Source organism: Streptococcus huangxiaojuni, from assembly GCF_040930515.1.
In the GTDB taxonomy this organism is placed as follows: domain Bacteria; phylum Bacillota; class Bacilli; order Lactobacillales; family Streptococcaceae; genus Streptococcus; species Streptococcus huangxiaojuni.
On sequence record NZ_JBFQEG010000005.1, the window covers coordinates 77,560 to 102,565 of the forward strand.

Below are 25,006 nucleotides of genomic sequence, written 5' to 3' on the forward strand. Positions count from 1 at the left end.
TTAAGTCGTTTTTCGTCTTTCATTGTTTGTTCACCTCAAAACATGTTTTAATTCATTAACTGATAGGCTGCTGCCCCTGTTTAACAAGTCAAAGAAGCTTTTGGTTAAGTATCATAAGTTGATCATTAATATGACATTTCAGCTTACTGCTCACCGAAAGCTTTTCTTTTTATTTGCAGGGACTGCCTTCTCTATTGTTATTTTACATAAAAACGGGCTATAGTCAATAGTTTGCGTAGTTTTAAGCAGTGCAGTTATATCAGCGCCCCTTTTCAAAGCTTAAAAAGTAAAAATATCCCATAGTTTCCATTGATATTGTCTTTATTTTTGTCATAAAGGGGCCGCTTTTGTTTGGTATTTCTCTGAATCAGAAAAGAAACCTGTTTCAAAGAAGGTATTTTTGGTGAACATAAAGCTATGGGATGTCAAACAAAGCACAGATTTTAGCGAAAGCATTTGTGAAAAAAATAATTTATAAAACATTTGACAAAACTATTGACAAATGCCAAAAAAGCGTTTACAATGTTTCGTAACAAATGGTAAATATATTGTCAAATGACAGAAGGGGGGGAGTTATGACATTATATGGCAAGTTGTTAGAACGTGAAGCGCAGCACAACCCTATTAAGGTTGGAGTTATCGGTGCCGGACAGATGGGAACTGGCATGGTTTCGCAGATGTCGACCATTCCAGGAATGGAAGTTCGCGGAATCAGTGACATTCGGCTGGAAAATGCTCAGAAGGCGGCGCAGGCATACAATGCTTCTGCTAATGAGCCTGTTGACATTTTAACCAGTACAGATTTTAAGGAAATCATTGATTCTGATGATGTGGAAGTTCTTGTTGATGCAACAGGTGTTCCTGAGGTTGGTGCTAAGATAGCTTTAGCTACTCTGATTGCCAAAAAGCATCTGGTTCTGCTCAATGTTGAAGTGGATATTACCATCGGCCCTTTGATGAAAAAAATGTATGATGCTGCAGGGCTTGTTTATACGGGTTCAGACGGTGACGAACCGGCTGCGACTGCCCAGCTTTATGAGTTTGCTAAGAGTATGGGCATGAATGTCCTTGTCGCAGGGAAAGGTAAAAACAATGCTTTGAGAGTCAGTGCTAATCCGGATACAGCAGCCGAAGAAGCTGCATCCAAACAGATGAATGCCCATATGTTGGCTGCTTTTCAGGATGGCACCAAGACAATGGCTGAGATGAACCTTTTGGCTAATGCTATTGGTTTTGTGCCTGACGTGACAGGGATGCATGGCATTTCTGCTGATCTTCAGGAGACAATTGTGAAATTGGATTTACAAGACAAAGGTGGTGTTCTGAATCATTACGGGGTTGTAGAGTATGTTGATGGTATTGCTCCGGGTGTATTTGTCATTGTTGAAGGGCAAAATGCCGGTGTTAAGCACGAGATGAACTACCTTATGAAAGTTGGTGAGCGCGATCACCATATCCTCTACCGTCCTTATCATTTATGCAGCTTAGAAACACCGCTGACAGCAGCACGTGCAGTTCTAGAACATGATCATGCCATCGTTCCTTTAGGAGCTCCTGTAGCCGAAACGGTAGCTGTTGCTAAACGTGACATTAAGGCCGGTGAACGGATTGATGGTATCGGAGGCTACTGTGTTCGCGGTGTTATTGAAAGCCACAGTAACACGCGCAAACACCATCATATCCCCATCGGTCTTGTAGGCGGTGCCTCTGTCGCTAAACGCAATATTAAAGACGGGACTTTCCTGACTGATGATGATATCGCTATTGATGAGACAACAACTGTCTATAAACTGCGTAAACTGCAAGATGAAACTTTCGGCTGATGATGCAGCTTTTACAGGCCCGCCTATCTGCTTTTATAAGGCAATATATTGGACTTGGTAAAAAAAGGAGACACAGATGGCCAATTTAGTTATTATCCTGACACTTGTTATACTTTTACAGCTTATTTTCAGTCTCTACCAGCTGCGGTATTATCAGCGTTTTATGCGGCGGCTATTGGACAAGTATCAGGATAGGCCGGGCTTCCGTCTTGTTTCAGAAATTATCAAAACAGGTTTATCATCGCATGTTCTTGTCGTGATTTACAATGGTGAAAAAAAGATATCAGAAGCCTATTATTTAGACGGCGTCATGGTTTTTTCACGGTTCAAGCCTTATGATGCTATTGTCGGTTTGTCTTTAGATGAATGTTTGGCAGCAGTTGCTGAAGCAAAAAAACAAACAGCAAAAACCAGAGCCCTGGCTAATCTGGTTACTAAATACAAATGATTGGAGTTGAAGGAATGCCGGAATTTAAGGTTGTTGAAATCGGAGAAATGGTTCCTGATTTTGCAGAAGAAATGCTTCTTGTTCTGTTTGGTGAGTCTGCCCCGCCAGAATTGCGAATGATTTCTGTTATTCATGATTATCAGGCAAATCAGAAAAATGTTCTCAAAACAGGAACCCGCCTTGTTATGGGAAAGCAGACATACACAGTGACAAAAGTCGGCAGTGCAGCCAATGCTAACTTTGAGGAATTAGGGCATGTTGCCATTTATTTCCGGGAAGGCAACAGCGATATTCTGCCCGGTTCAATTACGGCCCGCCCTGTTGTTTTCCCAAAACTTAAAGCAGGAGATTCAATCCAGATTATCAATGAATAGCAAATGTGGTATAATTCTCATATACTGTATATAAGAAGGCATATGATGGATAATTATACTGAAAAAGATTATGTAAAAGTTGCGGTCATGTACTATGATGAAGGCATGACACAGGCTGAGATTGCTAAGAAAATCGGTGTTTCACGCTCTCTGGTATCTAAAATGCTTATTGATGCCAGAGAAGCTAAGATTGTTGAAGTATTTATCAACAGCCCGTCGGTTTTTACTACAAAACTTGAACGTGAATTAGAAAAGACCTATGAGCTGCAGGATGCTGTAGTCATTGATACGGTGGGTCTAACAGCGGTGGAAGTCAAGCGCAAAGTTAGCAGAGCTGCAGCTCAATATCTTGAAACTTATCTCAAGAAACATCCGAAACTTAAGCGTCTGGGGATATCATGGGGGGAAACCTTGCGACATGCAATCGATTATTTCCCTTATACCAATCATTCACAGCTCCATGTCTACCCTTTGATTGGCGGTATGGGCAATGAGCACTTTTACCTCCATTCCAACCAGATTGTTCAGACGCTGGCTCAGAGAATGCGGGCTGAAGCCCACTATCTTTATGTTCCTGCTATGGTTTCCAGTGTAGCTTTAAAAAAAGAGTTAGAACAAGATGCAACCATTTCTTCTGTCTTAAATGAAAGCAAGCAGGTGGATCTTGCTCTTCTGGGTATGGCTCCGCTGGAGGAAGAAAGCACAATGGCTGTTACGGGTTATATTAATTCAAAAGATATCAAGCGCTTCAAGTCTTTGGGAATTATCGGCGATATCAATTCACAGTTTTTTGATGCCAAAGGGGCTCCTGCTTTGGAAGTAAACCAGCGTGTTATGGGGCTTAATTTAGAAGAGCTGCGCCAAATTCCGTCAAGACTTGTGCTGGCCTACGGTGAAAAAAAGGCGGGTGCAATTAGAGTTGGGCTGGAACACCAGATGCTGGATATCCTTATTACAACAGATGTGACAGCACAGGCTATATTGGCAGGTGTTTAAGTATCATCGCTGAGAGATTTTATGAATGGGGCTGAGTTTTTCTCAGTCCCATTCTTTAAAAATATATTGCAAACGCTTACCAAATGAGTAAGTAAGAAAGAGAGTGAGAAATGAATTATATAGAATGGTTTGGCGAAAATTTTATTGGAATCTTTCAAGCTGGGGGCGAGCAGTTCGTCAGCTATCTGACCGGTATTATTCCTTTGCTAGTGGCATTGTTGACGTTTACTAATGCCCTTATTGCTCTTATTGGCCGTGAACGTGTCAATCAATTTATGAGAGCTAGCGCTAAATATACGGTGCTGCGCTATAGTCTGATGCCTCTATTGGCTGTCTTGATTTTGACTAATCCTATGGCATACACATTCGGGCAGTTTCTGCAGGAAGAAGAAAAACCGGCTTTTTATGATGCCACTGTCAGTATGGTGCACCCTGTAACGGGTCTGTTTCCTTATGCTAATGCAGGAGAATTGTTTGTTTTTCTTGGTATTGCCAATGGTGTTGTTGAAGCTGGTTATTCTCAAGGGAGCCTAGCGGTACGGTATTTTCTTGCCGGCCTGGTTGTTATTCTGCTTCGGGGGATTGTCACTGAACGGATGACTAAATTTTTGACGAAGCGTACTGCCTAAGAAAAACCATTTAGAAAGGAAGAAAAGATGACAGAATTTAAGACAGCATTTGTCAGACCTGGTGATAATGGCTGGGGCAAGGGTCTGCTGATTCAGCCTGTTCCCGGCAAAAATAAAATTGTTTCTGTAACTGGCGGGGGAATCCATCCAGTAGCTCAGCGTGTCGCAGATTTAACAGGAGGAGAAGCCATAGATGGGTTTAAGAACACGGTACCTGACAGCGAAATTGCAGCTGCGGTTATTGATTGCGGCGGTACAGCTCGGATTGGTGTTTACCCTATGAAGAATATCCTGACATTGGATATCCTGCCGTCCTCTCCATCAGGGCCTTTATCAAAACATATTACAGAGGAAAACTTCGTATCCGGCGTTACACCTGAATGCGTAGAATTACAGGAGGAGAACGAGAGTGCGGAACTGTTTTCCGCAGAAGAATCCCAGACGAAGACTGAAGAGACTTTTCAAGAAAAATATGCAGCCAGCAAAGAAAATCATGAGGCTGAGCAGGCTGCAAGCGACAGCTTTATTGTCCGTTTTTCCCGCGGTATCGGCAATGTGATGGGAATCTTTTATCAAGCGGGGCGTGATACTGTTGATATGCTGATAAAAAATATTATTCCCTTCATGGCCTTTATGAGTACTATTATCGGTATTATCAATTATACTGGTGTAGGCAATATCATTGCCAATTTGCTGGAGCCCCTATCAGGGTCGGTGTTTGGCTTTATCCTGATAGCTTTTATCTGCAGTATTCCGTTTATTTCCCCAGTGCTTGGCCCCGGTGCCGTGATTGCTCAAGTTATCGGAGTGCTGATTGGAACACAGATTGCTCGCGGAACGATTCCGGTTAGCTATGCTCTGCCTGCTTTATTTGCTATTAACGCTCAAGTCGGCTGTGACTTTATTCCTGTCGGCCTTTCTTTAGGAGAAGCTAAACCGGAAACTGTTTCTGTCGGTGTTCCGGCCATCTTATACAGCCGTGTGGTAACAGGGGCATTGGCTGTTGTTATTGGCTGGGTGTTCAGTATCGGTATGTATTAAATTTTAACACTGTTCAGTCTATGAGTTGGAAAGGGGAATCTAATGAAAGTTGATTCAAAACAATTATATGATGCAGCCAGACGAGGGCGGTTTGCTGTTCCACATGCTAATTTTATTGATTCTCATTCGGCAAGAGCCTATGCTGCCGCAGCAGAAGAGCGCCAGCTTCCTTTTCTATTGGCTTATGCCCAGTCTCACAGCGCAATATTACCATTAGAAGAAGCTGCAGCAATCGGTAATTATTTTGCTGAGGCTGTCTCAGTACCAGTTGTACTGCACCTCGATCATGGGGAGGATATGGAGTTTATCAAGCGTGCGATTGAGCTGGGATTTACCTCTGTCATGATAGACGCTTCACAGAAATCCTTTGCTGAAAATGTTGCCATTACCCAGCAGGTGGTTCGTTATGCCCATAATCACGGTGTAGTCGTTGAAGCAGAGCTGGGACATGTCGGAGCCAATGAGACTTCTGAAGCCGATGAGCTTACAGAGTCTGTTTACACAGAGGTTGATAAAGTACAAGAATTTGTCGCTGCGACTCATGTCGATTCTTTGGCAGTCTCTATTGGAACTGCCCACGGTGTTTATAAAGGTAGTCCCAAGATTAATTTTGAACGGCTCCATGAAATTGCTGCTCTAACTGATGTACCGCTAGTTCTGCATGGCGGTTCGTCTTCGGGAGATGAAAACCTTAGCCGCTGTGCCAGAGAAGGGATTACTAAGATTAATATCTATACTGACTTTATTGTTGAAGCATACCAAGCGATAGCAAAAACACAGCCAAAAGATTATATCAGTTTGCAGCAGATAGCTGAAAAAGCTATGGCTGCTGTGCTGAATCATTATTTTGATGTTTTCGGCACACAAAAAATTTAGGAGAGAATTATGGGTAAAAGAAAAGTTCAAGCACCGTTTTTTATGTTTAATCCAAAGTCTTACTTATACGGCGAGGATTTAATTGCTATGGCCCAGACTGCTGAGAAAGCCGCTGCTGCCCACCCAGATGTTTCAGTTTTTATTACCTGTCCTTTTGCAGATCTTTCTCGTGTAGCAGGCATAACTGACAGAGTAATTGTGACAGCGCAGCATATAGATGGCATTAAACCCGGACGCGGAATGGGACATGTTTTGCCTGAAGCAGTAAAAGAAGCAGGGGCTGTTGCGACGTTTTTGAACCATGCCGAGCGGCCGCTGACGTTTGAAGCAATCATTAAAGCTATGGAACGGGCGGACGAACTGGATATAGTGACAATTGTTTGTGCTGACTCTCTTAAGGAAGCACGAGCCATTGCAACCCTTAAGCCAGATATTATCCTGTGTGAACCAACAGAATTGATTGGGACAGGCAATACCAGTGATGCTTCTTATATTACAGCTACTAATGATGCTATTAAAGCTGTTTCACCTAAAACACTGATTATGCAGGCAGCAGGTATCTCAAGTGCACAAGATGTCTTTGATGTGATTAAACTGGGAGCTGACGGGACCGGCTGTACCAGTGGAATTACAGCAGCACCAGACCCTAAGCAAATGCTGGCTGATATGGTGGCTGCAGCCTCTGAGGCCGGTCATTCAGAAAGGAGCAGTCAATGAAGTGTTATAAAGCAAGGTTTTCAGTGGAAACACAAGCTGGAAAAGCTACTTATGTTAATATTACAGAGAAACTTCGAGATATTATCAAGGAAAGCGGTATTCAAAACGGCCTGCTGGCGATGATTTCTCCCCATACGACTTGCGCAGTCTTCTTTGAAGAATTTGCACACGATTATACTGCAGACGGCGATGAATCACTGCAGGCTGATTTAAATACGGTTCTGGCAAAGATTATTCCGGATCACACAGGGAGCGACAGCTACATCTATCCCGGGGAGGCTCATTATCAGGCAGTTGAATCTTGGCCTGATGCTGCAGCTTACCTGCCAGGCGGCGACCGCACAGCCTTATGGAACGGTGATGCCCACCTTAAGGCAACTATGGTCGGTTCCAGTCAGTTAGCTGATGTGAGCAATGGTGATTTGGGTGTCGGCAGCACAGGATATTTTTACTTTGTTGATTATGATAAAACACGCGCCCGTACGCGAACCTGTCAGGTAACAGTGTTTGGAGAATAACAGGCTGGTGCTGTTTTTAATAGAAATCGAAAAATCTGGGAATGTTTATTCCCGGATTTTTCTTCTGAAAGCCATAGAAAAATTCTCATATTTGAGAATTTTCACAAATGGAAAATTGAACTGGTATACTTTATAATAGATTATTAACAAAAAAGTCATTATCATATTAAACTAAAAATGGTATACTGGTAAGAAAAAATGTTGGGTTAAGAGTGAAGGAGTCTTCATGAAGACAAAAGAAATTATAGGAGCTAACATTAGAGCCGAACGGGAAAGGCAAGGGTTATCGCGAGAGCAGGTTTGCGGGCTAGAGTCAGAACTGACTATCAGACAGCTGGTGCGTATCGAGCTGGGCCAGTCTCTGCCGACGATTGTCAAACTGGAATATTTGGCAGATACATTAAACGTTGATATGGCCAGCCTTTTGGGAGAACAAAGTTTGGAGATTCCACAGGCCTATTTTGAACAAAAATATAAGCTGATAAAATTTCCCTCTTATGGTGACGCTGAGCGTTTAGCCCAAAAAACGCAGCTGCTAGTAGATATTTACAATCAATATTTTGACTATCTGCCGGAAGAAGAACTCTTTACTTTAGATTTACTTGAAAAATCTTTTGACCATATGACCGTAGGGGAATCCGAATCAGCAGAACAGATTTATGAAGATTCCTTTAAACAGCTCTTATCAAAAGAAACCTATTCCTTAAATGATGTTTTACTTGCTAAGTACTATTTTATACAGTGCCAGGATTCTGTTTTTGACAGAGATACTTTCCAGCATCTTGTAGCCAGACTGTTAAAACAAGAAATAACTGGTGATGAATATTATAATGTTGAACTTTTAGGTGCCTTGTCTGCATTGGCCGGTGTCTATGTTGTATCAGCTGATTATTCTGATATGAAGCCGACTCTTGATAAAATGGACGATGTGGTTAATCAAACCATGCAGCATGTTTACAAACCAATCTTATTAATGCTTGAAGCCAAATACCATCTCTATCAGGGGCATAACTTTCAGAAAGCTAAGTCCTGCTACGATTTAGCGCTGACTTTAGCAGAAAATTTTGGCGACACGGTTTTGATAAATAATCTAAAAAAAGAAAGAGCAAACAATTTACAAGAATAAGAAGAATAGTGACATGGATGTCCTGTTCTTCTTTTTTTCTTTGCTTTATAATAGGGACATAAAGTTTGAGAGGAGATGAAAAAGTGACTTGGAAATCAGTATTAGGATTGGCACTTACAGTATAGTTTATGATTGGCACTTAAAAATAGGGAAGTATGGTAATGAATAAAATTATTGAAGTTAAAAATATTAGCAAAATATTTAATCATACTAAAGCTATAGACGGCCTTAACTTTTCAATTAATCAAGGAGAGATATTTGGTTTTCTTGGACCATCGGGCTCAGGTAAAACAACAACCATTAATATCTTAACAGGTCAGCTCCTTCCAGAAACAGGAGAAGCTTTGGTTCTGGGAAAGAAACCGCAATTTTTAACGCCGGAAGAATTAGCTGAAATTGGTTTAGTGACTGACAACAGCGGCTTCTATGAAAAATTAACATTATATCAAAACGTCCTTTTTTATAGTAAATTTTACGGTGTTAGCAAAGAGGCTGTTGATGATTTATTGAAGATGGTAGGTTTATATGATAGTCGAAAAACGATTGCTGAAAAATTATCTACTGGGATGCGGCAGCGCATGCACCTTACTAGAGCCCTGATTAATCAGCCCAAGATTATCTTTTTGGATGAACCAACTTCTGGTTTGGATCCAGCAACATCAAGAGCCATTCATAGCCTGATTTTGGATTTAAAAGCAAAAGGAACAACTATTTTCCTAACAACCCATGATATGCATGAAGCAACTCTGCTGTGTGATAATCTCGCTTTATTGAACAAAGGTAAGTTGGTGGAGCAGGGGAATCCTTATGATCTTATTCAGAAATACAATGTGAACAAAGCAGTTAAAATTATTTATCAGGATGGGCAGACGACTGTAGTTCCATTTACAGAACTTACAAAGATAACAAAAGTAGATGAAATTTCGTCGCTTCACTCTTGTGAGCCTAGTTTAGAAGATATTTTCATTGAATTGACAGGAGGGAAATTAAATGTCTAGACGCTTGGCAGCTCTAATTTGGCTTCGAGGACAGGTGATTTTATCCAATAAAAGCATTTTATTACAAATTCTTATCCCCCTTGCCTTCACTTATTTTTATAAATATTTATATGGCATGGACGGAGGAGCCAACACGGAACAAATGCGGATGTTACTCATGCTGTGTTTGCCTTTCTCACTGACATTAGCAGTCGGTAACCCTATCAGTGCTATCCTGTCTGAAGAAAAGGAAAAAAATAACCTTCGCACTTTATTATTGAGTGGGGTTAGAAATGGTGAATATATTGCTGCAACTATTGCTTTTCCGCTTGTTTTGACTTTTTTGGTTCTTCTAGCGATACCAATGATATTAGAGGTTAGCCTATCGGGGCAGTTACTCAACTACATAGGCATACTATTTCTTACAGCACTGGCAGTTATCTTGCTTTATTTGTTGATCGGTTTGGTCAGTAGGAATCAAGTTACTGCACAAGTAATTAGTTTACCTGCTATGCTATTTATTATCTTTTTGCCCATGGTTTCAACGATAGATAAAACAGTTACTAAATTAACGGATTATAGCTTTATGGGTTTAATGACTAAACTTTTTTCTGACTGGGACGACTTTACTTGGGATAGGAGTCTGCTTCAGATTTTATCATTATTTTCTTGGATTATATTATTGATAATTTTGAATAGTCTAGCTATTAAAAATAACAAAAAAATAAAGTAAGAACTGTGACTAGCAGGTAGCTGAATTGGATGAAAAATCTTATCTAAAAAGACTCTCGCTTTATGTAGGCCTCTATCGCATGTATCACTAGTATATTATAAATATTAAGTTAACTAACCTATCACATTTTTTGTGATAGGTTAGTTTTTTCTATGCTACACTAAAAATAAAAGAGGAAAAATCATGCTAAATCAGGTTAAATCTCACTTACTTGAAGTATTAGTGACATTGTTGCAGCTGCCAATCAGTTTGTGCTTAATCCAGAAAAAGATTTCAGTCGGAAGAGCCAGTTGACCATGAAGATGGTGATTCAGGGTATTCTTGCCACGGGTGGCAAGACCTTAGCTAAAGAACTGCTTGATTTGGACTTACCTGTCTCTCAGTCTGCCCTTGTTCAGCGACGTTACCAGATTAGACATCAAGCTTTTAAAACACTTTTTAGCGCTATCACTTCTAAGATCCCAAACTCTAGTTATTTCCCTGTCTGGCAAAAATTTGGAATATTTTTGAAATTTGTGTTAAAATGAATCTAAAATTTTGGAAAGAGATAAATCGATGAATCAGGCAATCAAAGAAGGTATTGGGCGGCGGATAAGGCAGGCAAGGGAAGAAAGAGGGCTGACACGTGAAGAATTCTGCGGTACAGAGGATGAATTAACGGTCCGTCAGCTGCAGCGAATTGAGCTGGGGAAATCGCAGCCCAGTCTTTTAAAGCTGGACTATATTGCTGGTGTTTTAAATGTAGATTTAACAGCTTTGCTGGCAGGAGACGGTATGCTGCTTCCTGACAGCTATTTTCGGATGAAGTACCGGCTTTTTAAAATCCCCAGCTACAGCGACCCTCAGCGTTTGGACGAAAAGATACAGCTGATCGAAACGATTTATGACCATTATTTTAACTTGCTGCCGGAAGAAGAGCTTTTTACTCTGGATTTGCTGGATAATATTTTTGACTATTTGAGAAAGGGACAGAGACCGGCTGCAGAAGACAGTTTTGCGGAAGCTTTTAAAGAGCTTCTGCTTAAGCCCAGATATTCACTGAATGATTTGCTGCTGGCCAAGTATTATCTGATTCAGCATCACAGCGGGGCTTATAATAAGGCTCTGGTTCAAAAGATGGAAACAAGGGCATTGAAGCAGGAAATTTCCGGAGATGAATACTATAATCTGGAATTGATTAATTTTTTCTCAGATTTATCAGCTCTGTATACGTCCCATGCTGAATACCCAAAATTAGATGTACCAGTGAAGCGAATGCATGATTTGATTAGAGAAACACGGCAGGACAGCATGATTCCTTTAACGCTGATGTTTGAGGCCAAATATTATATCTATGTCAAACAATGCAGAACCAAGGCAGAAGAGCTGTACAATGCAGCTGTTTGGCTGGCAGAAAGTTTTGATGATGTCCTCTTAAAAAGAAAGCTTATCCATGAGAGAAACGGGGATCGTGTTTAAAAGGTAATAAAAAACATGCTTCCTGTCTGCCTGCGACTCTGTCAGTTTCTTATCTTTGCTGCAGTTAAGATATTATATTTCAAACAGATTGACCCGGCATTTTTTGTAAAACCGGCGGGGAAGCAGTCAGAAGGATTTGCAGAATAATTTGAAAAAGAAGGGTCTTTTGTGAAATTTTACCCAAATCATTGAAAAAAGAGGCGCAAAGAGGTATGATAGTAAAGAGACTGAAACGCAAAAAGGAGGACTCAGATGACCCATATTACATTTGACTATTCAAAAGTGACGGATCGTTTTATGGCAGCCCATGAGCTGGACTATATGCAGGTGCAGGTTTCGGCTGCTGATGCTGCACTGCGGCAGGGGACGGGCCCCGGTGCGGAGATGACCGGCTGGCTGAATCTCCCGGAAAATTACGATAAAGAAGAGTTTGCCCGGATTCAAAAAGCGGCCGCAAAAATTCAATCTGACAGCCAGGTACTGATTGTTATCGGTATCGGCGGCTCTTACTTAGGAGCGCGTGCGGCTATTGATTTTTTGAACAGCTCGTTTGTTAATTTACAAGCTGATCATAAGGCGCCAAAAATTCTTTATGCCGGCAACTCGATTTCGGCCAACTATTTGGCTGATCTTGTAGATTATGTGGCAGATAAAGATTTTTCTGTCAATGTGATTTCAAAATCAGGAACAACTACAGAACCAGCTATTGCTTTTCGAGTTTTTAAAGAGCTTTTGGTAAAAAAATACGGACAGGAAGAAGCTAACAAGCGGATTTATGCGACGACTGACCGGCAAAAAGGAGCGGTTAAAGTAGAAGCAGATGCCAATGGCTGGGAAACTTTTGTTGTACCGGATAATGTCGGCGGCCGTTTTACTGTACTGACAGCAGTGGGGCTTTTGCCTATTGCGGCTTCAGGTGCAGATATCAGTCAGCTGATGGCAGGAGCAGCAGCAGCTCGCAAAGATTACGCTTCTGATAAACTGGCTGACAATGCGGCTTACCAATATGCAGCTATCCGGAATATTCTTTACCGCAAAGGCTATATCACTGAGGTTTTAGCTAACTATGAACCGTCGCTCCAGTATTTCAGCGAATGGTGGAAACAGCTGGCCGGTGAATCTGAAGGAAAGGATCAAAAAGGGATTTATCCAACTTCAGCTAACTTTTCCACGGATTTACATTCACTTGGTCAATTTATTCAGGAAGGTTACCGCAATTTATTTGAAACCGTTATTCGTGTAGATAAGCCGCGCAAAAACATCACTATTCCGACAGAATCAGCTGACCTTGACGGCTTGGGCTATCTGCAAGGCAAAGATGTTGATTTTGTTAATAAAAAGGCAACAGATGGCGTGCTTCTTGCTCATACAGACGGCGGTGTCCCTAATCTCTTCCTGACTCTCCCTGAACAGGATGAATTCACGCTTGGTTACACCATTTATTTCTTTGAGCTGGCTATTGCGCTTTCCGGCTATCTCAACGGGGTTAATCCGTTTGATCAGCCAGGTGTTGAGGCTTATAAGAAAAATATGTTTGCTCTGTTGGGCAAACCGGGCTTTGAAGACTTAGCAGAAGACTTGAATTCACGCCTATAGTTCAACACTGTTATAATTAAAGAAACCGAACTTCAGCACTGAGGTTCGGTTTTTTGGGACTAAAATTAGTACACATTTTTTCGCTCCAAAAGAAAAAAGGCCGTCTTAATTTTTTCTGTAAGCGCTTTATAATAAAGCTATAAAATAAAAATAAACTAATGCAGAACAAAGGACTGTGCAAAAAACGGATTTTTTACGGGCTTTGTTTCTTAGTGGAACTGAACACGGCTTAAACGCTGTATAAAAAAGATAGACTTCCCTAGAGTCTTTGGTGCCTCAGCGGTCAGTCTCCTATTTTTACTTTGCGTTTTTAACGGCCTTTGTTTCTTAGTTTAGTAAAGGAGTTTTTTATGGCAGATTGGTTAAATATTGCGGGAAAAACGGTTATCGTTACCGGAGCTTCATCGGGAATCGGCAGAGCGATTGTGGAAGAATTGCTGGCTTTGGATGTCAATGTGGCTAATTTTGATATTGCAGACAATGAGCTTAAACATGATAATCTTCTTTTTGTTAAGGTTGATGTGACATCGCGGGATGAAGTTGAAGCGGGAGTTGCTGCTGTTGTTGAACGTTTTGGCACAGTTGATGCTGTAGTCAATAATGCCGGTATCAATATTCCCAGACTTCTGGTTGATCCTAAAGATCCTCACGGCCAATATGAACTGGACGATGCTGTTTTCGAAAAAATTACCATGATTAATCAGAAAGGACTGTATTTGGTCAGCCAGGCTGTCGGCAGAATCTTAGTTGACAAGCGAAAGGGAGTTATTATTAATATGGCTTCAGAGGCTGGTCTGGAAGGTTCGGAAGGTCAGAGTGCTTATGCTGCTACAAAAGCTGCCGTATACAGCTATACACGATCTTGGGCAAAAGAGCTGGGGAAATACGGTGTACGTGTTGTCGGAATTGCTCCGGGGATTATGGAAGCAACTGGTCTGAGAACGCTTGCATATGAAGAGGCGCTCGGTTATACTAGAGGAAAAACAGTTGATGAGATTCGTGCAGGCTATGCATCAATCAGCACCACACCGCTTGGCCGCAGCGGTAAATTGAGTGAGGTTGCTGATCTGGTGGCCTACTACCTGTCAGACCGTTCAAGCTATATTACGGGGATTACAACTAATGTAGCCGGCGGTAAAACGCGCGGGTAAGATCAGCTGTTAAATTGAACACGCCCTAAAATCCTAGTGAAAAAGATGGCTGTCATCGTGATGCTTAGGCATCACTTGCCATCCCTTATTTTCATACGGATTTTTAAACGGGCTTTGTATCTTGTGAATTGAACACGCCCTAAACGCTGCGGGAAAAAACTAGTAAAGCTGAGTGCTGATTTCATTACTATCCAGCCGTAAACGTCTGAAGGCTTTGCAGTCTTTACAGCCTGCCGCACCCTTCAAGTCGTTCTGGCAGGGGTGCGTCTGCGAAATCACAGATTTCGGACTTACCGCCTATTTTCCTTTTGCGTTCTTAACGGGCTTTGTATCTTGTGAATTGAACACGCCCTAAACGCTGCGGGAAAAAACTAGTAAAGCTGAGTGCTGATTTCATTACTATCCAGCCGTAAACATCTGAAGGCTTTGCAGTCTTTACAGCCTGCCGCACCCTTCAAGTCGTTCTGGCAGGGGTGCGTCTGCGAAATCAGAGATTTCGGACTTACCGCCTATTTTCCTTTTGCGTTTTTAACGGGCTTTGTATCTTGATGAACTGAACGCGCCCTAAACGCTGCGGGAAAAAGATGTCCTGACTTAGAATCTGGCGATTCGTCAGTCAGTCCCCTATTTTCCTTTTGCGTTCTTAACGGGCTTTGTATCTTGGTTAAGGAGGTAGATGTGGCATTAGTTAATCGTTGGTATCAGATTTTAAACGCATTGGCTGCGCAGCCCCAGCTTTCGATTGACGATATGCTTGATTTATTAGACATCAGTTATAAAACTTTGCAGACGAGTATTAGACAGTTAAATGATGTTTTAGACGGGGATGTGCAAATCAGACAGACAGGCAGTCAGCTTTATATTGATGTTCTGGACTATACACGATTAGAAGAAATCTTATCAGGAAGTTTGCGCAAGGAAAGTGATTTTAATTCATCGGGGAAACGGGTCTCTTATATTATTAAAAGATTGCTGAAAAGTTCTGAACCACTTTTGATTGATGATTTAGCAGAAGAAATTGCGGTCAGCCGTACGACTATTAACAAAGATCTCAAACAGGTTAAGGATTTGGCTGCCGATTATCGTATTTCAGTTAAAGGAAGGCCGAATCGCGGGATTGAGATTGAAGGAGATGAACTGAATTTGCGTCTCTTTTACTGTCATAATGTCTATGCTTATTTTGATACTGCCATTTTAAAGCAGGATACGCGGATTTTTCTGCAGGATCTTTATCATCAGTATCAGCTGCCCAGAAGGACACAGGACTTGCTGGCTAAAGTTATAGCTATTACTGTTGGCAGGATTAAGCATAAGAAGCACTTGAATCAAGCAATTCCTTATTACAGCAATGGGTTAAAGGATGCTGAAATCATTGAGAAATTAGTTTATCACATCGAATTGGTTTATCAGATTTCTCTCAGTCAGCTTGAGCAGGATTTTCTGGCTTTTCCGCTCAATATACAGTTTATTTCCGGTCTGCCATACCAGAACGTCAATGATCCAGCTTTGCAGACTTTTTTTCAAACTGTGATTAGGCGAGTTCAAACAGCTTTGAATGTGGATTTTAATGTCGAAAAATTATATCAGGAGATATGGGGGCATTTAACATTTTTAATTAACCGTTTGATTTTTCATGTGCAAATCACTGACATTTTTCATGGCGAGGTTAAAAGTAAATATCCTTTGGCTTTTGAAATGGCAAAGATTGCCGCGGGTGAACTTCAGGATTACTTTGGCTACCCGCTTTCAGCAGCTGAAATAAGCTATTTAGCTCTCTATTTTGAAATGGCCGTGCGGGAGCAAGAGACTGCTCAGTCAAGACTACCTAAGAAAATAGCGGTGGTCTGTACGACAGGAAGAGGGACTGCAGCCATGATTCATCGCCAGCTGAGCCGGGTATTGGGGAGTGACATTGAGATTGTACATTATTCGGAAGAGAGTTTTAATCCTCAGTCGGATGATAACTATTTTGCTATTTTTACAACGGTTCCGCTCAAATTTCCTCAGCTTCGTTCACCGGTTATTCACATTACTAATCTTTTTGATGACCAGTGGCTGCAGACAGAATGGCAAAGGGTTAATGCTTTGCAGCAAAAGAATCTTGAAACGGTTATGCTAAAATATATCCGTTTGCCTAAAGGGCGTCCCTATAAGGATTATCTGAGAGAGATGGCTGCTTTGCTGTCCGAACAGAATCTGGTTGATCAGGATTTTAGCAGCCGGCTGCTGGAAAGGGAAAACAAGCAGCCAACAGTATTTGGCGGCGGCATTGCTTTTCCGCACACAATCAACCGTCTTAAACAGAAGACAATTATGATGCTGGGAGTTGTAGAAGGTCAGAAGCCGCACGATAAAGAAGCTGAATTTATTTTCATGGTTGCTATCCCTGATACTGTGGAAAAGGAAACAGAAGCAGAGCTGCTGACTTTATATGACGATATTTTCAGAGCAGCCAATGATAATCAGCTGAAAGAGGCCTTGCGTCAAATACAGACAGAAGACGATTTGCTGGCTTTATCGAAAAATAAAGGAGTGTTTTAATGAATCCAATCATTACCTTAGGTTTATTGATTACGACGGCCTATATTATCCAAATTTTTCTTGGTTTGAGACAAATTAAGCATTTTAATCAGGTTTATGCAGCTATGCGGCGTCAAGGACGCGTGGCTATCGGACGCCGGGCTGGTAAAATCAGATCAGGCACTATTGTTCTCTTTGCTATTGATAAAACAGGCAAGGTGCTGGATGCTAAAAGGATGCAGGGGGTGACAATCGCTGCACACTTCAAACCAATGCCGGCTTATATTGGTCAGGATATCCACTACTTTGACCGCTACAACCCGCTTGTCCGGCAGGAAAATAAACTGCTGCAGACAGCTATTGAAGATGCACGAGAAATCTTTTTGAGGACAGAAGCCGGTAATTATGAAGAAACACCTCAGCCGGCACCGCTGTCCAATTTAGCGGCTCAGGTTAAATTACTGCCGGCGCAGTTAAAATTACATTTAAAAAATAAAAAAAGATCGGGCTAAAAGCCTGAAATAAGGAGGATATAATGCATTATATTACAGATTTTGCTGAAGGCTTTATGAATCTCTTCACGCTGGGCGGAGAGAACTTTATCGGCTGGATGACTAGTATTGTACCGGTTGTTCTTATGCTACTTGTTGCCATGAATGCGATTATCGCTTTAATTGGTGAAGAAAGGATGAATAAGCTGGGAGAACTGTCAGCTAAGAATCCGCTGACCCGTTATATGATTTTGCCCTTTATAGCTGCTTTTATGCTGGGGAACCCGATGGCTATGAGTATGGGACGTTTCCTGCCTGAATATTATAAACCTAGCTTTATTGCAGCTCAAATGCAGTTCTGCCACACTTCAAATGGTGTTTTCCCCCATATTAACCCAGGGGAACTGTTTGTTTGGATGGGGATTGCCTCAGGTATTAAAACTTTAGGTCTGAATGAAATGGAATTAGCAATTCGCTATCTTTTGGTTGGTTTGATTATGAATTTTGTCGGCGGCTGGGTGACAGACTTTACGACCGCCTTTGTAGCAAAACAGCAGGGCGTGACTCTGAGTAAAACGGTTGAACTGTAAAAGACAGCACTAAAGAAAGGAAAGCGAGCAAAAACATGGCATATAAAAGTATAAAAGTTGTTAAAGGCAACGGCGGCTTTGGCGGTCCCTTAACCATTACACCGACAGAAGAAAAACACAAATTTATCTATGTAACTGGCGGGGGTGAAAAGCCGGATATTGTGGATAAAATTGCTGAATTGACCGGCATGGAAGCCGTAAATGGATTTAAGACTTCCATTCCTGATGAAGAAATTGCCTTAGCGATTATTGACTGCGGCGGAACTTTGCGCTGCGGTATCTATCCAAAGAAAAATATTCCTACTATCAATATTGTGCCGACTGGTAAAAGCGGACCGCTGGCACAGTACATTACAGAAGATATCTATGTATCGGCAGTCGGTCTTGAACAGATTTCCCTGGCTGATGCTGATGCTAAAGCCTCTGCACCATCATCTCAAGCAGAGGAAGAAAAAGAGGCAGATCAGGCGGAGGCAGGGTCTGGCTATGATACAAGTAAAAAAATTACCGAACAGCGAGCTGAATCGAGTTTTATTGCCCGCATTGGTATGGGAGCCGGCAAGGTTGTTGCGACCTTTAATCAGGCGGCGCGTGAAGCGATTCAGACCATGCTTAATACCATTTTGCCTTTCATGGCCTTTGTATCACTGATTATCGGTGTTATTAACGGATCCGGTGTCGGCGATTGGATCGCCAACCTCCTTGCTCCGCTTGCCGGTAATATTTGGGGCTTGATTTTGGTCGGTTTTGTCTGTTCCCTGCCGTTTTTATCGCCGCTCTTAGGACCGGGCGCTGTTATTTCACAAATCGTCGGAACCTTGATTGGTGTAGAAATCGGCAAAGGCAATATTCCGCCGCAAATGGCCTTGCCTGCTCTGTTTGCTATTAATACGCAAAATGGCTGTGATTTTATCCCTGTTGGCCTTGGTCTGACTGAAGCAAAATCAGAAACAGTTGAAGTTGGTGTGCCGTCCGTATTGTATTCTCGCTTTTTAAACGGCGTGCCTCGTGTTATTGTGGCTTGGATTGCCAGCATTGGCCTTTACCAATAGAATGAGCTTAAATGATGAGAAAGGATGAAAGAGATGACAAAAATTTTTGAAGCAACTGTACTTGCAGTCGGTCCGGAAGCTGCAGGAATGATTACCGATGCTAACATGCTGATTCTTTTCGGGGAGGAAGCACCTGATGATTTAGCAGAATACTGCTATAAAATTGATAATAAAAATTTAACCGGCTCTATCCCCGTTGGCGGCCGTCTGGTTGTTGACGGTGTTAACTGCGAGATTACAGCTGTTGGCAGCGTTGTTGAGAAAAATTTACGCGGCCTTGGCCATATTACTGTTTCCTTGGACGGGTCGCCTCAAGAAAGTCTTCCTGGAACCCTGCATGTTGCACCTCAGGCAGAACTAGAACTCAAGGAAGGCACTGTCATTCAGCTGTTTGCATAAATAAAACAGAAGCCAAGTATTAGCGAAACGTACACTCGGTTTAGTTCCGGATGTTAATTTAGGAGCTGTAACCGTCTGAAGGCTTTGTCGTCTTAGGAGCCGACCGCACCCTTCTAGTCGTTCTGGCAGGGGTGCGTCTGCGAAATCAAAGATTTCGGACTTACCGACAGCCGTAAACGTCTGAAAGCTTTATCGCCTTAACAGTCGACCGCACCTTTCTAGTCGTTCTGGCAGGGGTGCGCCTACGAAATCAAAGATTTCTGGCTTACCGTCATTTTCATACGGATTTTTAAACCGGCTTTGTATCTTGTTGGAACTGGACACGGGCTAAACGCTGCAGGAAAAGAGACGCAGTCGCAGGAAGCGTAAGCTGACCTACGAATGTGACTGCTCTGTGAGTATGGTCTGTCTCAGAGTCTTTGGTGACTCAGCGGTCAGTCCCCTATTTCCTTTTGCGTTTTATACGCTCTTTGTATCTTTAGGAGGAACGGAATGAAATTAATGCTGGATACAGCCAATTTGGAGGCCATCCGCTTGTATCAGGATTTTTTGCCTCTATCAGGAGTAACAACAAACCCTTCTATTATAAAAAAAGAGGGACGAATAAATTTCTTTGCTCATTTGCGTCAGATTCGCCAGATTATTGGCAGAGGCCAGTCTTTGCATGTTCAAGTTGTCGCTTTAACAGCTCAAGAGATGCTGGCAGAAGCAGATGCTGTTTTAGATAAGGTTGACAGAGATGTTTACATTAAAGTGCCTGTAACTGCCGAAGGTCTAAAAGTGATTAAACTACTGCGTAAATCTGGTGTTCATACCACGGCTACGGCCGTTTATTCTAAAATGCAGGCTTATCTGGCTATTGCAGCAGGTGCGGATTATGTAGCGCCTTATTATAACCGCATGGAAAACCTAAATAGTGATGCAGCCGCAACGATTGCTGCAATAGCAGATGAGATTAACCGGACAGCTTCTTCAGCACAGATTTTAGGAGCCAGTTACAAAAATATCGAGCAAATCAATCGAACTTTGGAAGCTGGAGGGCAGGCTGTTACCGTGGCACCAGAGCTCCTCGAACAGGCCTTGACTCTTCCTTCAGTCAATCAGGCTGTACAGGCCTTCAGAAATGATTGGTTTGCTGTTTTTGGTGTGGGAAAAATAATTGCAGATTTATAAAGCTTCTCTGTCTAGAGTATTGGTGCCTCAGTATATTAGATAAGCTTAAATCAAGAATAAGAATAGAGCCGGCCGACTGTGGGCCGGCTTTATTGGCCTGTTGTGTGAATTTGTATATTTTCTGTTATACTAATAGCTATGAAGAGGATAATAACACTAGTCAGCATCTTCAGTTTGATTAGCCTAGGCTATATAGGCCTTCGGTTTTGTCAAACACCTGCCGGGACATCAAGACTTCCTGTGCAGCCTGATGTAGAATCAGCCAAAACAAAGACCGTTGCTGCTTATCTTGCAGAAATGTCCGTTGAGGAGAAAGTCGGTCAGCTTTTCTTTGCCAGAGTACCAGAAGAGTCAGCTCTCGATGATATCAGAACTTACCATTTGGGGGCCTACCTCTTGTTTAGCCGCGATTTTGAAGGACGCCACTTAGATGATATTCGGGCGTTGACAGCTTCCTATCAGGAAGTTTCGGCTATCCCTATGATTATCGCTTCAGATGAAGAGGGCGGGCTTGTAACACGGATTAGTCCTATTTTGTCTGAAGATTTCGAATCGCCTATGGTTCTTTATCAAACAGGCGGGCTGCCCGCTGTTGTTGATGATGCAGTTGCTAAAGCCCAGCTTTTAAAATCAGTCGGCATAACGGCTGGCTTGTTTCCTGTTGCTGATGTTGCAACTGAAAGAGAGGCTTTTATCTATGAACGAACTTTGGGGCAGGATGAACAAACGACAGCCAACTATGTTGCAGCAGTTGTGGAAACTCTAAAAAAGGAGCAGTTTGCTTCAACACTGAAACATTTTCCCGGTTATGGCAATAATGCTGACACGCATACTGATCTTGTTTATGACCAGCGCAGCCTTGAAGAGCTTGAATCAGCTGACTTTTTACCATTTGCTGCTGGGATTGAGCAGGGAGCAGACAGCGTTCTGATGAGCCATCACATAGTCACATCTATTGATGATGTTCCGGCTTCTCTATCTGAAAAGATGTATACTATTCTAAGAAAAGACCTGAATTTTGACGGCGTAACCATTACAGATGATATGGACATGGCTGCTTTAAATAAATTCACCAGTCAGGAAGAAGCCGCTTATCAAGTTGTCCAAGCTGGCGGAGATATGATTATGAGTTCCAAATATCCCAGTCAAATCGCCTATCTTCTTGCAAAAGTTAAAGCGGGAGATCTAAGCGAAGACCGACTTGATGAATCTGTCAGCCGCATTTTAGCGTGGAAGTACGATTTGGGCCTGCTTAAAAGGCGAGGGAAGTAGCTTTGCTTATTCGGCTGATTTAAAACGTAATTGACAATTCCCCCGACTCCTTATATAATAGCTTTTATAGATATTTAGCATAATGGGACTCAGTCGGTTTGTTAGTTTAATATCTTAACGCAAACTATTGGCCAGAAGGCTTAACAGTTTTAAAATGATAAGCTGCCCACTGCAGGCGGCTATAAGGAGGTTTACTACTTTGGATGCAAAAACACTGGCATTAATAAACGGTATTGTAGGATTAGTCGGAGGTATTGTTCTCTTGCTTGGTATTTGGTTTGTTTTTGGAGCTGCTGCGACAGGTTCAGATACTCTGATGGGGATTGTTACGGCGCTTATTTTCCTGCTGAAACTGGCTATTCTTATCTTAGGAATTGTAGGAGCGGTTTACTATAAAGATGATGCCAGAGTCGGCAATGCGCCCAATGTGCTGATGATTGTCGGCGGCGCTCTAGCTCTTATCCCACTTTTTGGCTGGATAGGCGGTATTCTCGCTATTATCGGTGGTTCACTGTATCTGGGGACACTGAAAAAATTTGCAGCCTAGCTTAAACTGTCAGTCCTAATTTGAGGCTGACTTTTTTTATTTATGATTTTTTAAATTATAATCTAAAATCCCAAGTAAATTGTCGGAATTTTGATATAATAGAGATATTGTTTAGCAAGGTTTGTTTAAACTGTAAAATGGCTGAGGCTGGACGAGAGCGCAGCCTCCCTTTGTATCCTTGGCTGCTGCTTTTTTCAGACAGCCTTTATATCTTATTTGAACTGAACACGCCCTAAGAGCTGTGCAAAAAAGACATGCTAAGTTTAGAATTGATTTCAAGTTAGCTAGCCGTAGCCGTCTGAAGGCTTTGTCGTCTTAGCAGCCGACCGCACCCTTCTAGCCGTCCTGGCAGAGGTGCGCCTACGAAATCGAAGATTTCTGGCTTACCGTCATTTTTGCTTTGTTCTTTTTATGGGCTTTGTATCTTGTTTTTGAGGAGGAGTTATGACTGCACAAAAGATGACTGCACAGGAAATTATCGCGTTTATTGGGAATGCCAAGAAGCACACACGGGTCAAAGTGACCTTTGAAGGTGAATTAGCTGCTGCTGTGCCGGACAATGTTCTTAAGTTAGGCAATGTCCTTTTTGGAGATTGGCAGGATATTGTTCCTTTGTTAGCAAATTTGACTGAAAATCAGGATTACGTGGTTGAGCAGGACGGGCGAAACACGGCTGTTCCGCTTTTGGACACACGTCACATTAATGCCCGCATTGAGCCAGGAGCTATTATTCGAGATCAGGTTACAATCGAAGATAATGCTGTTATTATGATGGGTGCCGTCATCAATATTGGTGCTGAAATCGGTTCCGGTAGTATGATTGATATGGGTGCAGTTCTTGGAGGCCGTGCTTATGTTGGGAAAAACAGTCATATCGGTGCCGGTGCTGTCCTTGCCGGAGTAATTGAGCCTGCCAGTGCCGAGCCTGTCCGTGTTGGTGATAACGTTCTTGTGGGGGCAAATGCGGTTGTGCTTGAAGGAGTTCAAGTCGGCAGCGGGTCGGTAGTTGCTGCTGGTGCCATAGTCACTCAGGATGTACCGGAAAATACTGTTGTGGCCGGTGTACCGGCACGTGTTATCAAAAAAATTGATAAGCAAACCCAGCAAAAAACAGCCTTGGAGGATGCTTTACGCAGCCTTTAAATTTCGCTGTCTTTACTTAGTTAAGCTAAAAAGCTGTCAGAACAGGAAAAATCAGGCTGATGCCCTTGATTTTACCGGAGGATGTAAAAAATGATTGATTTAAAAGCGACCCGGCGTGCCCTTCATCAAATACCAGAGATTGGCCTGCAAGAATTTAAAACCCATGATTTTTTGCTCAAAAGGATTAAGGATTTAACAGCCTCTAAGGATTTTGTGCATATCAAAACATGGCAGACAGGGATTCTGGTATTTCTGGAAGGTCATCAGCCGGGCAAAATAATCGGCTGGCGGACGGATATTGATGGTCTGCCGATTGTTGAGGAGACCGGTCTTAAATTTAAATCACTTCATGCCGACCGTATGCATGCCTGCGGTCATGATATGCATATGACAATAGCCCTGGGGCTGTTAGATGATTTGGTGCAGGCTCAGCCAAAGCATCACCTGCTTTTTCTTTTTCAGCCTGCAGAAGAGAATGCGGCCGGCGGGATGCTGATGTATGAAGACGGCGCATTTGGTGACTGGCTGCCGGATGAATTTTACGGCCTGCATGTGCGTCCTGATCTGAAGGTCGGAGATATAGCCACTAACCGCAGTACCTTATTTGCCGGTACTTGTGAGGTGAAAATCACTTTTACCGGTCAGAGCGGTCATGCGGCTTTTCCGCATACGGCTAACGATGCCTTGGTTGCAGCAAGTTATTTTATCACTCAGGTTCAATCGGTAGTCAGCCGCAGTGTTGATCCGATTGAAGGAGCAGTAGTAACCTTTGGCTCTATGCATGCCGGGACAACTAATAATGTTATCGCCGGAACAGCCTCCCTGCACGGAACAATTCGAGCTTTAACTCAAGAAATGAGTTTACATGTTCAAAAGCGGGTTCGTGATATAGCAGAAGGGATTGCTGCCTCTTTTGGCCTTAAACTGGATTTGGAGCTTAACCCCTTAGGTTATCTGCCAGTAGAGAATGACCCTGAATTGGCTGACCGGCTGATGGCATATTTCTCTGCTCAGGAAGGGGTCAATCTGATTGACTGTGCCCCTGCTATGACTGGTGAGGATTTTGGCTACCTTCTGAATAAAGTGCCCGGTGTTATGTTCTGGCTGGGGGTTGATACGCCCTATCCACTGCACCATCCTAAAATGAGTCCAAAAGAAGACGCCTTATCTTTTGCCGTTCAAACAATTGCTCCTTTTTTAAGAAGCAAGGCAAATTAAACAGCGCTCTAAAGAGAAATAAAGGGAAGTCTTAGAGCTATCGAGCTGTCTTTCTAACAGCTCTTTATACGACAAAAAAGCATCCCTGACAGCTATTGCTGTCAGGGATGCTTCAAAGATAAAAGGGAAGGGCGTAAG

The 25,006-nt window shown here is 42.4% G+C and carries 25 protein-coding genes and 1 pseudogene; all 26 read left to right on the plus strand.

Annotated features, from left to right (window positions below; genetic code table 11):
- Positions 1 to 575: 575 nt before the first annotated feature.
- The 26 genes and pseudogenes from AB3329_RS04750 to AB3329_RS04875 all read left to right on the plus strand — a co-directional run bounded on the left by AB3329_RS04750 (position 576) and on the right by AB3329_RS04875 (position 24,868).
- Positions 576 to 1,823: an NAD(P)H-dependent oxidoreductase gene (locus tag AB3329_RS04750; RefSeq protein WP_368394589.1), complete on the plus strand. Its 1,248-nt coding sequence runs from the start codon at positions 576 to 578 to the stop codon at positions 1,821 to 1,823.
- A gap of 76 nt (positions 1,824 to 1,899) precedes the next feature.
- Complete coding sequence (locus tag AB3329_RS04755) at positions 1,900 to 2,271, plus strand: transcriptional regulator GutM (protein ID WP_368394590.1); 372 nt, start codon at positions 1,900 to 1,902, stop codon at positions 2,269 to 2,271.
- A gap of 14 nt (positions 2,272 to 2,285) precedes the next feature.
- Positions 2,286 to 2,645, plus strand: a complete 360-nt coding sequence (locus AB3329_RS04760; RefSeq protein WP_368394591.1) for a PTS glucitol/sorbitol transporter subunit IIA — start codon at positions 2,286 to 2,288, stop codon at positions 2,643 to 2,645.
- Between the two features lie 42 nt (positions 2,646 to 2,687).
- Positions 2,688 to 3,641 carry a sugar-binding transcriptional regulator gene (locus AB3329_RS04765; protein ID WP_368394592.1) on the plus strand — a complete coding sequence of 318 codons (954 nt, stop codon included), beginning with the start codon at positions 2,688 to 2,690 and terminating at the stop codon, positions 3,639 to 3,641.
- 110 nt (positions 3,642 to 3,751) lie between these two features.
- The gene (gene srlA, locus AB3329_RS04770) at positions 3,752 to 4,270 is read left to right on the plus strand and encodes a PTS glucitol/sorbitol transporter subunit IIC (protein ID WP_368394593.1); all 519 of its coding nucleotides are present in this window, start codon (positions 3,752 to 3,754) and stop codon (positions 4,268 to 4,270) included.
- Between the two features lie 27 nt (positions 4,271 to 4,297).
- Positions 4,298 to 5,311 carry a PTS glucitol/sorbitol transporter subunit IIB gene (gene srlE / locus AB3329_RS04775; RefSeq protein ID WP_368394594.1) on the plus strand — a complete coding sequence of 338 codons (1,014 nt, stop codon included), beginning with the start codon at positions 4,298 to 4,300 and terminating at the stop codon, positions 5,309 to 5,311.
- 42 nt (positions 5,312 to 5,353) lie between these two features.
- Positions 5,354 to 6,187: a class II fructose-bisphosphate aldolase gene (locus tag AB3329_RS04780; protein ID WP_368394595.1), complete on the plus strand. Its 834-nt coding sequence runs from the start codon at positions 5,354 to 5,356 to the stop codon at positions 6,185 to 6,187.
- Between the two features lie 9 nt (positions 6,188 to 6,196).
- Positions 6,197 to 6,904 carry a triose-phosphate isomerase gene (locus AB3329_RS04785; RefSeq protein WP_368394596.1) on the plus strand — a complete coding sequence of 236 codons (708 nt, stop codon included), beginning with the start codon at positions 6,197 to 6,199 and terminating at the stop codon, positions 6,902 to 6,904.
- Positions 6,901 to 7,422, plus strand: coding sequence for a YjbQ family protein (locus tag AB3329_RS04790; protein ID WP_368394597.1), 522 nt, complete (start codon positions 6,901 to 6,903; stop codon positions 7,420 to 7,422). Before AB3329_RS04785 ends, AB3329_RS04790 begins: the two co-directional genes overlap by 4 nt.
- A 226-nt stretch (positions 7,423 to 7,648) precedes the next feature.
- Entirely contained in the window at positions 7,649 to 8,548 is a 900-nt protein-coding gene (locus AB3329_RS04795) for a helix-turn-helix domain-containing protein (protein ID WP_368394598.1), read from the plus strand.
- 161 nt (positions 8,549 to 8,709) lie between these two features.
- Entirely contained in the window at positions 8,710 to 9,546 is an 837-nt protein-coding gene (locus AB3329_RS04800; RefSeq protein ID WP_368394599.1) for an ABC transporter ATP-binding protein, read from the plus strand.
- A complete protein-coding gene (locus AB3329_RS04805; RefSeq protein ID WP_368394600.1) occupies positions 9,539 to 10,258 on the plus strand; it encodes an ABC transporter permease in 720 nt (239 codons plus the stop codon). Before AB3329_RS04800 ends, AB3329_RS04805 begins: the two co-directional genes overlap by 8 nt.
- A 183-nt stretch (positions 10,259 to 10,441) precedes the next feature.
- A pseudogene (locus AB3329_RS04810) lies at positions 10,442 to 10,743 on the plus strand (IS4 family transposase); the annotation flags it as partial.
- A 70-nt stretch (positions 10,744 to 10,813) separates the two neighbouring features.
- On the plus strand, positions 10,814 to 11,716 hold the full coding sequence (locus AB3329_RS04815) for a helix-turn-helix domain-containing protein (protein ID WP_368394601.1): 903 nt from the start codon (positions 10,814 to 10,816) through the stop codon (positions 11,714 to 11,716).
- A 252-nt stretch (positions 11,717 to 11,968) separates the two neighbouring features.
- Positions 11,969 to 13,312, plus strand: a complete 1,344-nt coding sequence (locus AB3329_RS04820) for a glucose-6-phosphate isomerase (RefSeq protein ID WP_067064378.1) — start codon at positions 11,969 to 11,971, stop codon at positions 13,310 to 13,312.
- A gap of 350 nt (positions 13,313 to 13,662) precedes the next feature.
- Positions 13,663 to 14,463 (plus strand): SDR family oxidoreductase, encoded by an 801-nt coding sequence (locus AB3329_RS04825; protein ID WP_368394602.1) that lies wholly within the window; start codon positions 13,663 to 13,665, stop codon positions 14,461 to 14,463.
- A gap of 678 nt (positions 14,464 to 15,141) precedes the next feature.
- Positions 15,142 to 17,004 carry a BglG family transcription antiterminator gene (locus tag AB3329_RS04830; protein ID WP_368394603.1) on the plus strand — a complete coding sequence of 621 codons (1,863 nt, stop codon included), beginning with the start codon at positions 15,142 to 15,144 and terminating at the stop codon, positions 17,002 to 17,004.
- Entirely contained in the window at positions 17,004 to 17,495 is a 492-nt protein-coding gene (locus AB3329_RS04835) for a transcriptional regulator GutM (protein ID WP_368394604.1), read from the plus strand. The genes AB3329_RS04830 and AB3329_RS04835 overlap by 1 nt, the downstream gene beginning before the upstream one ends.
- A 23-nt stretch (positions 17,496 to 17,518) precedes the next feature.
- On the plus strand, positions 17,519 to 18,064 hold the full coding sequence (srlA, locus tag AB3329_RS04840; protein ID WP_067064371.1) for a PTS glucitol/sorbitol transporter subunit IIC: 546 nt from the start codon (positions 17,519 to 17,521) through the stop codon (positions 18,062 to 18,064).
- 35 nt (positions 18,065 to 18,099) lie between these two features.
- On the plus strand, positions 18,100 to 19,116 hold the full coding sequence (srlE, locus tag AB3329_RS04845; protein ID WP_368394605.1) for a PTS glucitol/sorbitol transporter subunit IIB: 1,017 nt from the start codon (positions 18,100 to 18,102) through the stop codon (positions 19,114 to 19,116).
- Positions 19,117 to 19,149: 33 nt separating this feature from the next.
- Positions 19,150 to 19,515, plus strand: a complete 366-nt coding sequence (locus AB3329_RS04850) for a PTS glucitol/sorbitol transporter subunit IIA (protein ID WP_368394606.1) — start codon at positions 19,150 to 19,152, stop codon at positions 19,513 to 19,515.
- 492 nt (positions 19,516 to 20,007) lie between these two features.
- Entirely contained in the window at positions 20,008 to 20,688 is a 681-nt protein-coding gene (locus tag AB3329_RS04855; protein WP_368394607.1) for a fructose-6-phosphate aldolase, read from the plus strand.
- A gap of 240 nt (positions 20,689 to 20,928) precedes the next feature.
- A complete protein-coding gene (locus tag AB3329_RS04860; RefSeq protein ID WP_368394608.1) occupies positions 20,929 to 21,960 on the plus strand; it encodes a glycoside hydrolase family 3 N-terminal domain-containing protein in 1,032 nt (343 codons plus the stop codon).
- 199 nt (positions 21,961 to 22,159) lie between these two features.
- Positions 22,160 to 22,507 carry a hypothetical protein gene (locus tag AB3329_RS04865; RefSeq protein WP_368394609.1) on the plus strand — a complete coding sequence of 116 codons (348 nt, stop codon included), beginning with the start codon at positions 22,160 to 22,162 and terminating at the stop codon, positions 22,505 to 22,507.
- Between the two features lie 444 nt (positions 22,508 to 22,951).
- Entirely contained in the window at positions 22,952 to 23,650 is a 699-nt protein-coding gene (gene dapD, locus AB3329_RS04870; RefSeq protein WP_368394610.1) for a 2,3,4,5-tetrahydropyridine-2,6-dicarboxylate N-acetyltransferase, read from the plus strand.
- 90 nt (positions 23,651 to 23,740) lie between these two features.
- Positions 23,741 to 24,868, plus strand: a complete 1,128-nt coding sequence (locus tag AB3329_RS04875) for an N-acetyldiaminopimelate deacetylase (RefSeq protein ID WP_368394611.1) — start codon at positions 23,741 to 23,743, stop codon at positions 24,866 to 24,868.
- The last annotated feature ends 138 nt before the right edge of the window (positions 24,869 to 25,006 follow it).

Coding starts and splice junctions, on each gene's coding strand:
- AB3329_RS04785 (WP_368394596.1), top strand. CDS start 6,197: ATGGGTAAAAGAAAAGTTCAAGCACCGTTTTTTATGTTTAATCCAAAG.
- AB3329_RS04755 (WP_368394590.1), top strand. CDS start 1,900: ATGGCCAATTTAGTTATTATCCTGACACTTGTTATACTTTTACAGCTT.
- AB3329_RS04780 (WP_368394595.1), top strand. CDS start 5,354: ATGAAAGTTGATTCAAAACAATTATATGATGCAGCCAGACGAGGGCGG.
- AB3329_RS04750 (WP_368394589.1), top strand. CDS start 576: ATGACATTATATGGCAAGTTGTTAGAACGTGAAGCGCAGCACAACCCT.
- AB3329_RS04850 (WP_368394606.1), top strand. CDS start 19,150: ATGACAAAAATTTTTGAAGCAACTGTACTTGCAGTCGGTCCGGAAGCT.
- AB3329_RS04800 (WP_368394599.1), top strand. CDS start 8,710: ATGAATAAAATTATTGAAGTTAAAAATATTAGCAAAATATTTAATCAT.
- AB3329_RS04765 (WP_368394592.1), top strand. CDS start 2,688: ATGATGGATAATTATACTGAAAAAGATTATGTAAAAGTTGCGGTCATG.
- AB3329_RS04855 (WP_368394607.1), top strand. CDS start 20,008: ATGAAATTAATGCTGGATACAGCCAATTTGGAGGCCATCCGCTTGTAT.
- AB3329_RS04805 (WP_368394600.1), top strand. CDS start 9,539: ATGTCTAGACGCTTGGCAGCTCTAATTTGGCTTCGAGGACAGGTGATT.
- dapD (WP_368394610.1), top strand. CDS start 22,952: ATGACTGCACAAAAGATGACTGCACAGGAAATTATCGCGTTTATTGGG.
- srlE (WP_368394594.1), top strand. CDS start 4,298: ATGACAGAATTTAAGACAGCATTTGTCAGACCTGGTGATAATGGCTGG.
- AB3329_RS04835 (WP_368394604.1), top strand. CDS start 17,004: ATGAATCCAATCATTACCTTAGGTTTATTGATTACGACGGCCTATATT.
- AB3329_RS04795 (WP_368394598.1), top strand. CDS start 7,649: ATGAAGACAAAAGAAATTATAGGAGCTAACATTAGAGCCGAACGGGAA.
- AB3329_RS04825 (WP_368394602.1), top strand. CDS start 13,663: ATGGCAGATTGGTTAAATATTGCGGGAAAAACGGTTATCGTTACCGGA.
- srlE (WP_368394605.1), top strand. CDS start 18,100: ATGGCATATAAAAGTATAAAAGTTGTTAAAGGCAACGGCGGCTTTGGC.
- AB3329_RS04760 (WP_368394591.1), top strand. CDS start 2,286: ATGCCGGAATTTAAGGTTGTTGAAATCGGAGAAATGGTTCCTGATTTT.
- AB3329_RS04790 (WP_368394597.1), top strand. CDS start 6,901: ATGAAGTGTTATAAAGCAAGGTTTTCAGTGGAAACACAAGCTGGAAAA.
- AB3329_RS04875 (WP_368394611.1), top strand. CDS start 23,741: ATGATTGATTTAAAAGCGACCCGGCGTGCCCTTCATCAAATACCAGAG.
- AB3329_RS04820 (WP_067064378.1), top strand. CDS start 11,969: ATGACCCATATTACATTTGACTATTCAAAAGTGACGGATCGTTTTATG.
- AB3329_RS04815 (WP_368394601.1), top strand. CDS start 10,814: ATGAATCAGGCAATCAAAGAAGGTATTGGGCGGCGGATAAGGCAGGCA.
- srlA (WP_368394593.1), top strand. CDS start 3,752: ATGAATTATATAGAATGGTTTGGCGAAAATTTTATTGGAATCTTTCAA.
- srlA (WP_067064371.1), top strand. CDS start 17,519: ATGCATTATATTACAGATTTTGCTGAAGGCTTTATGAATCTCTTCACG.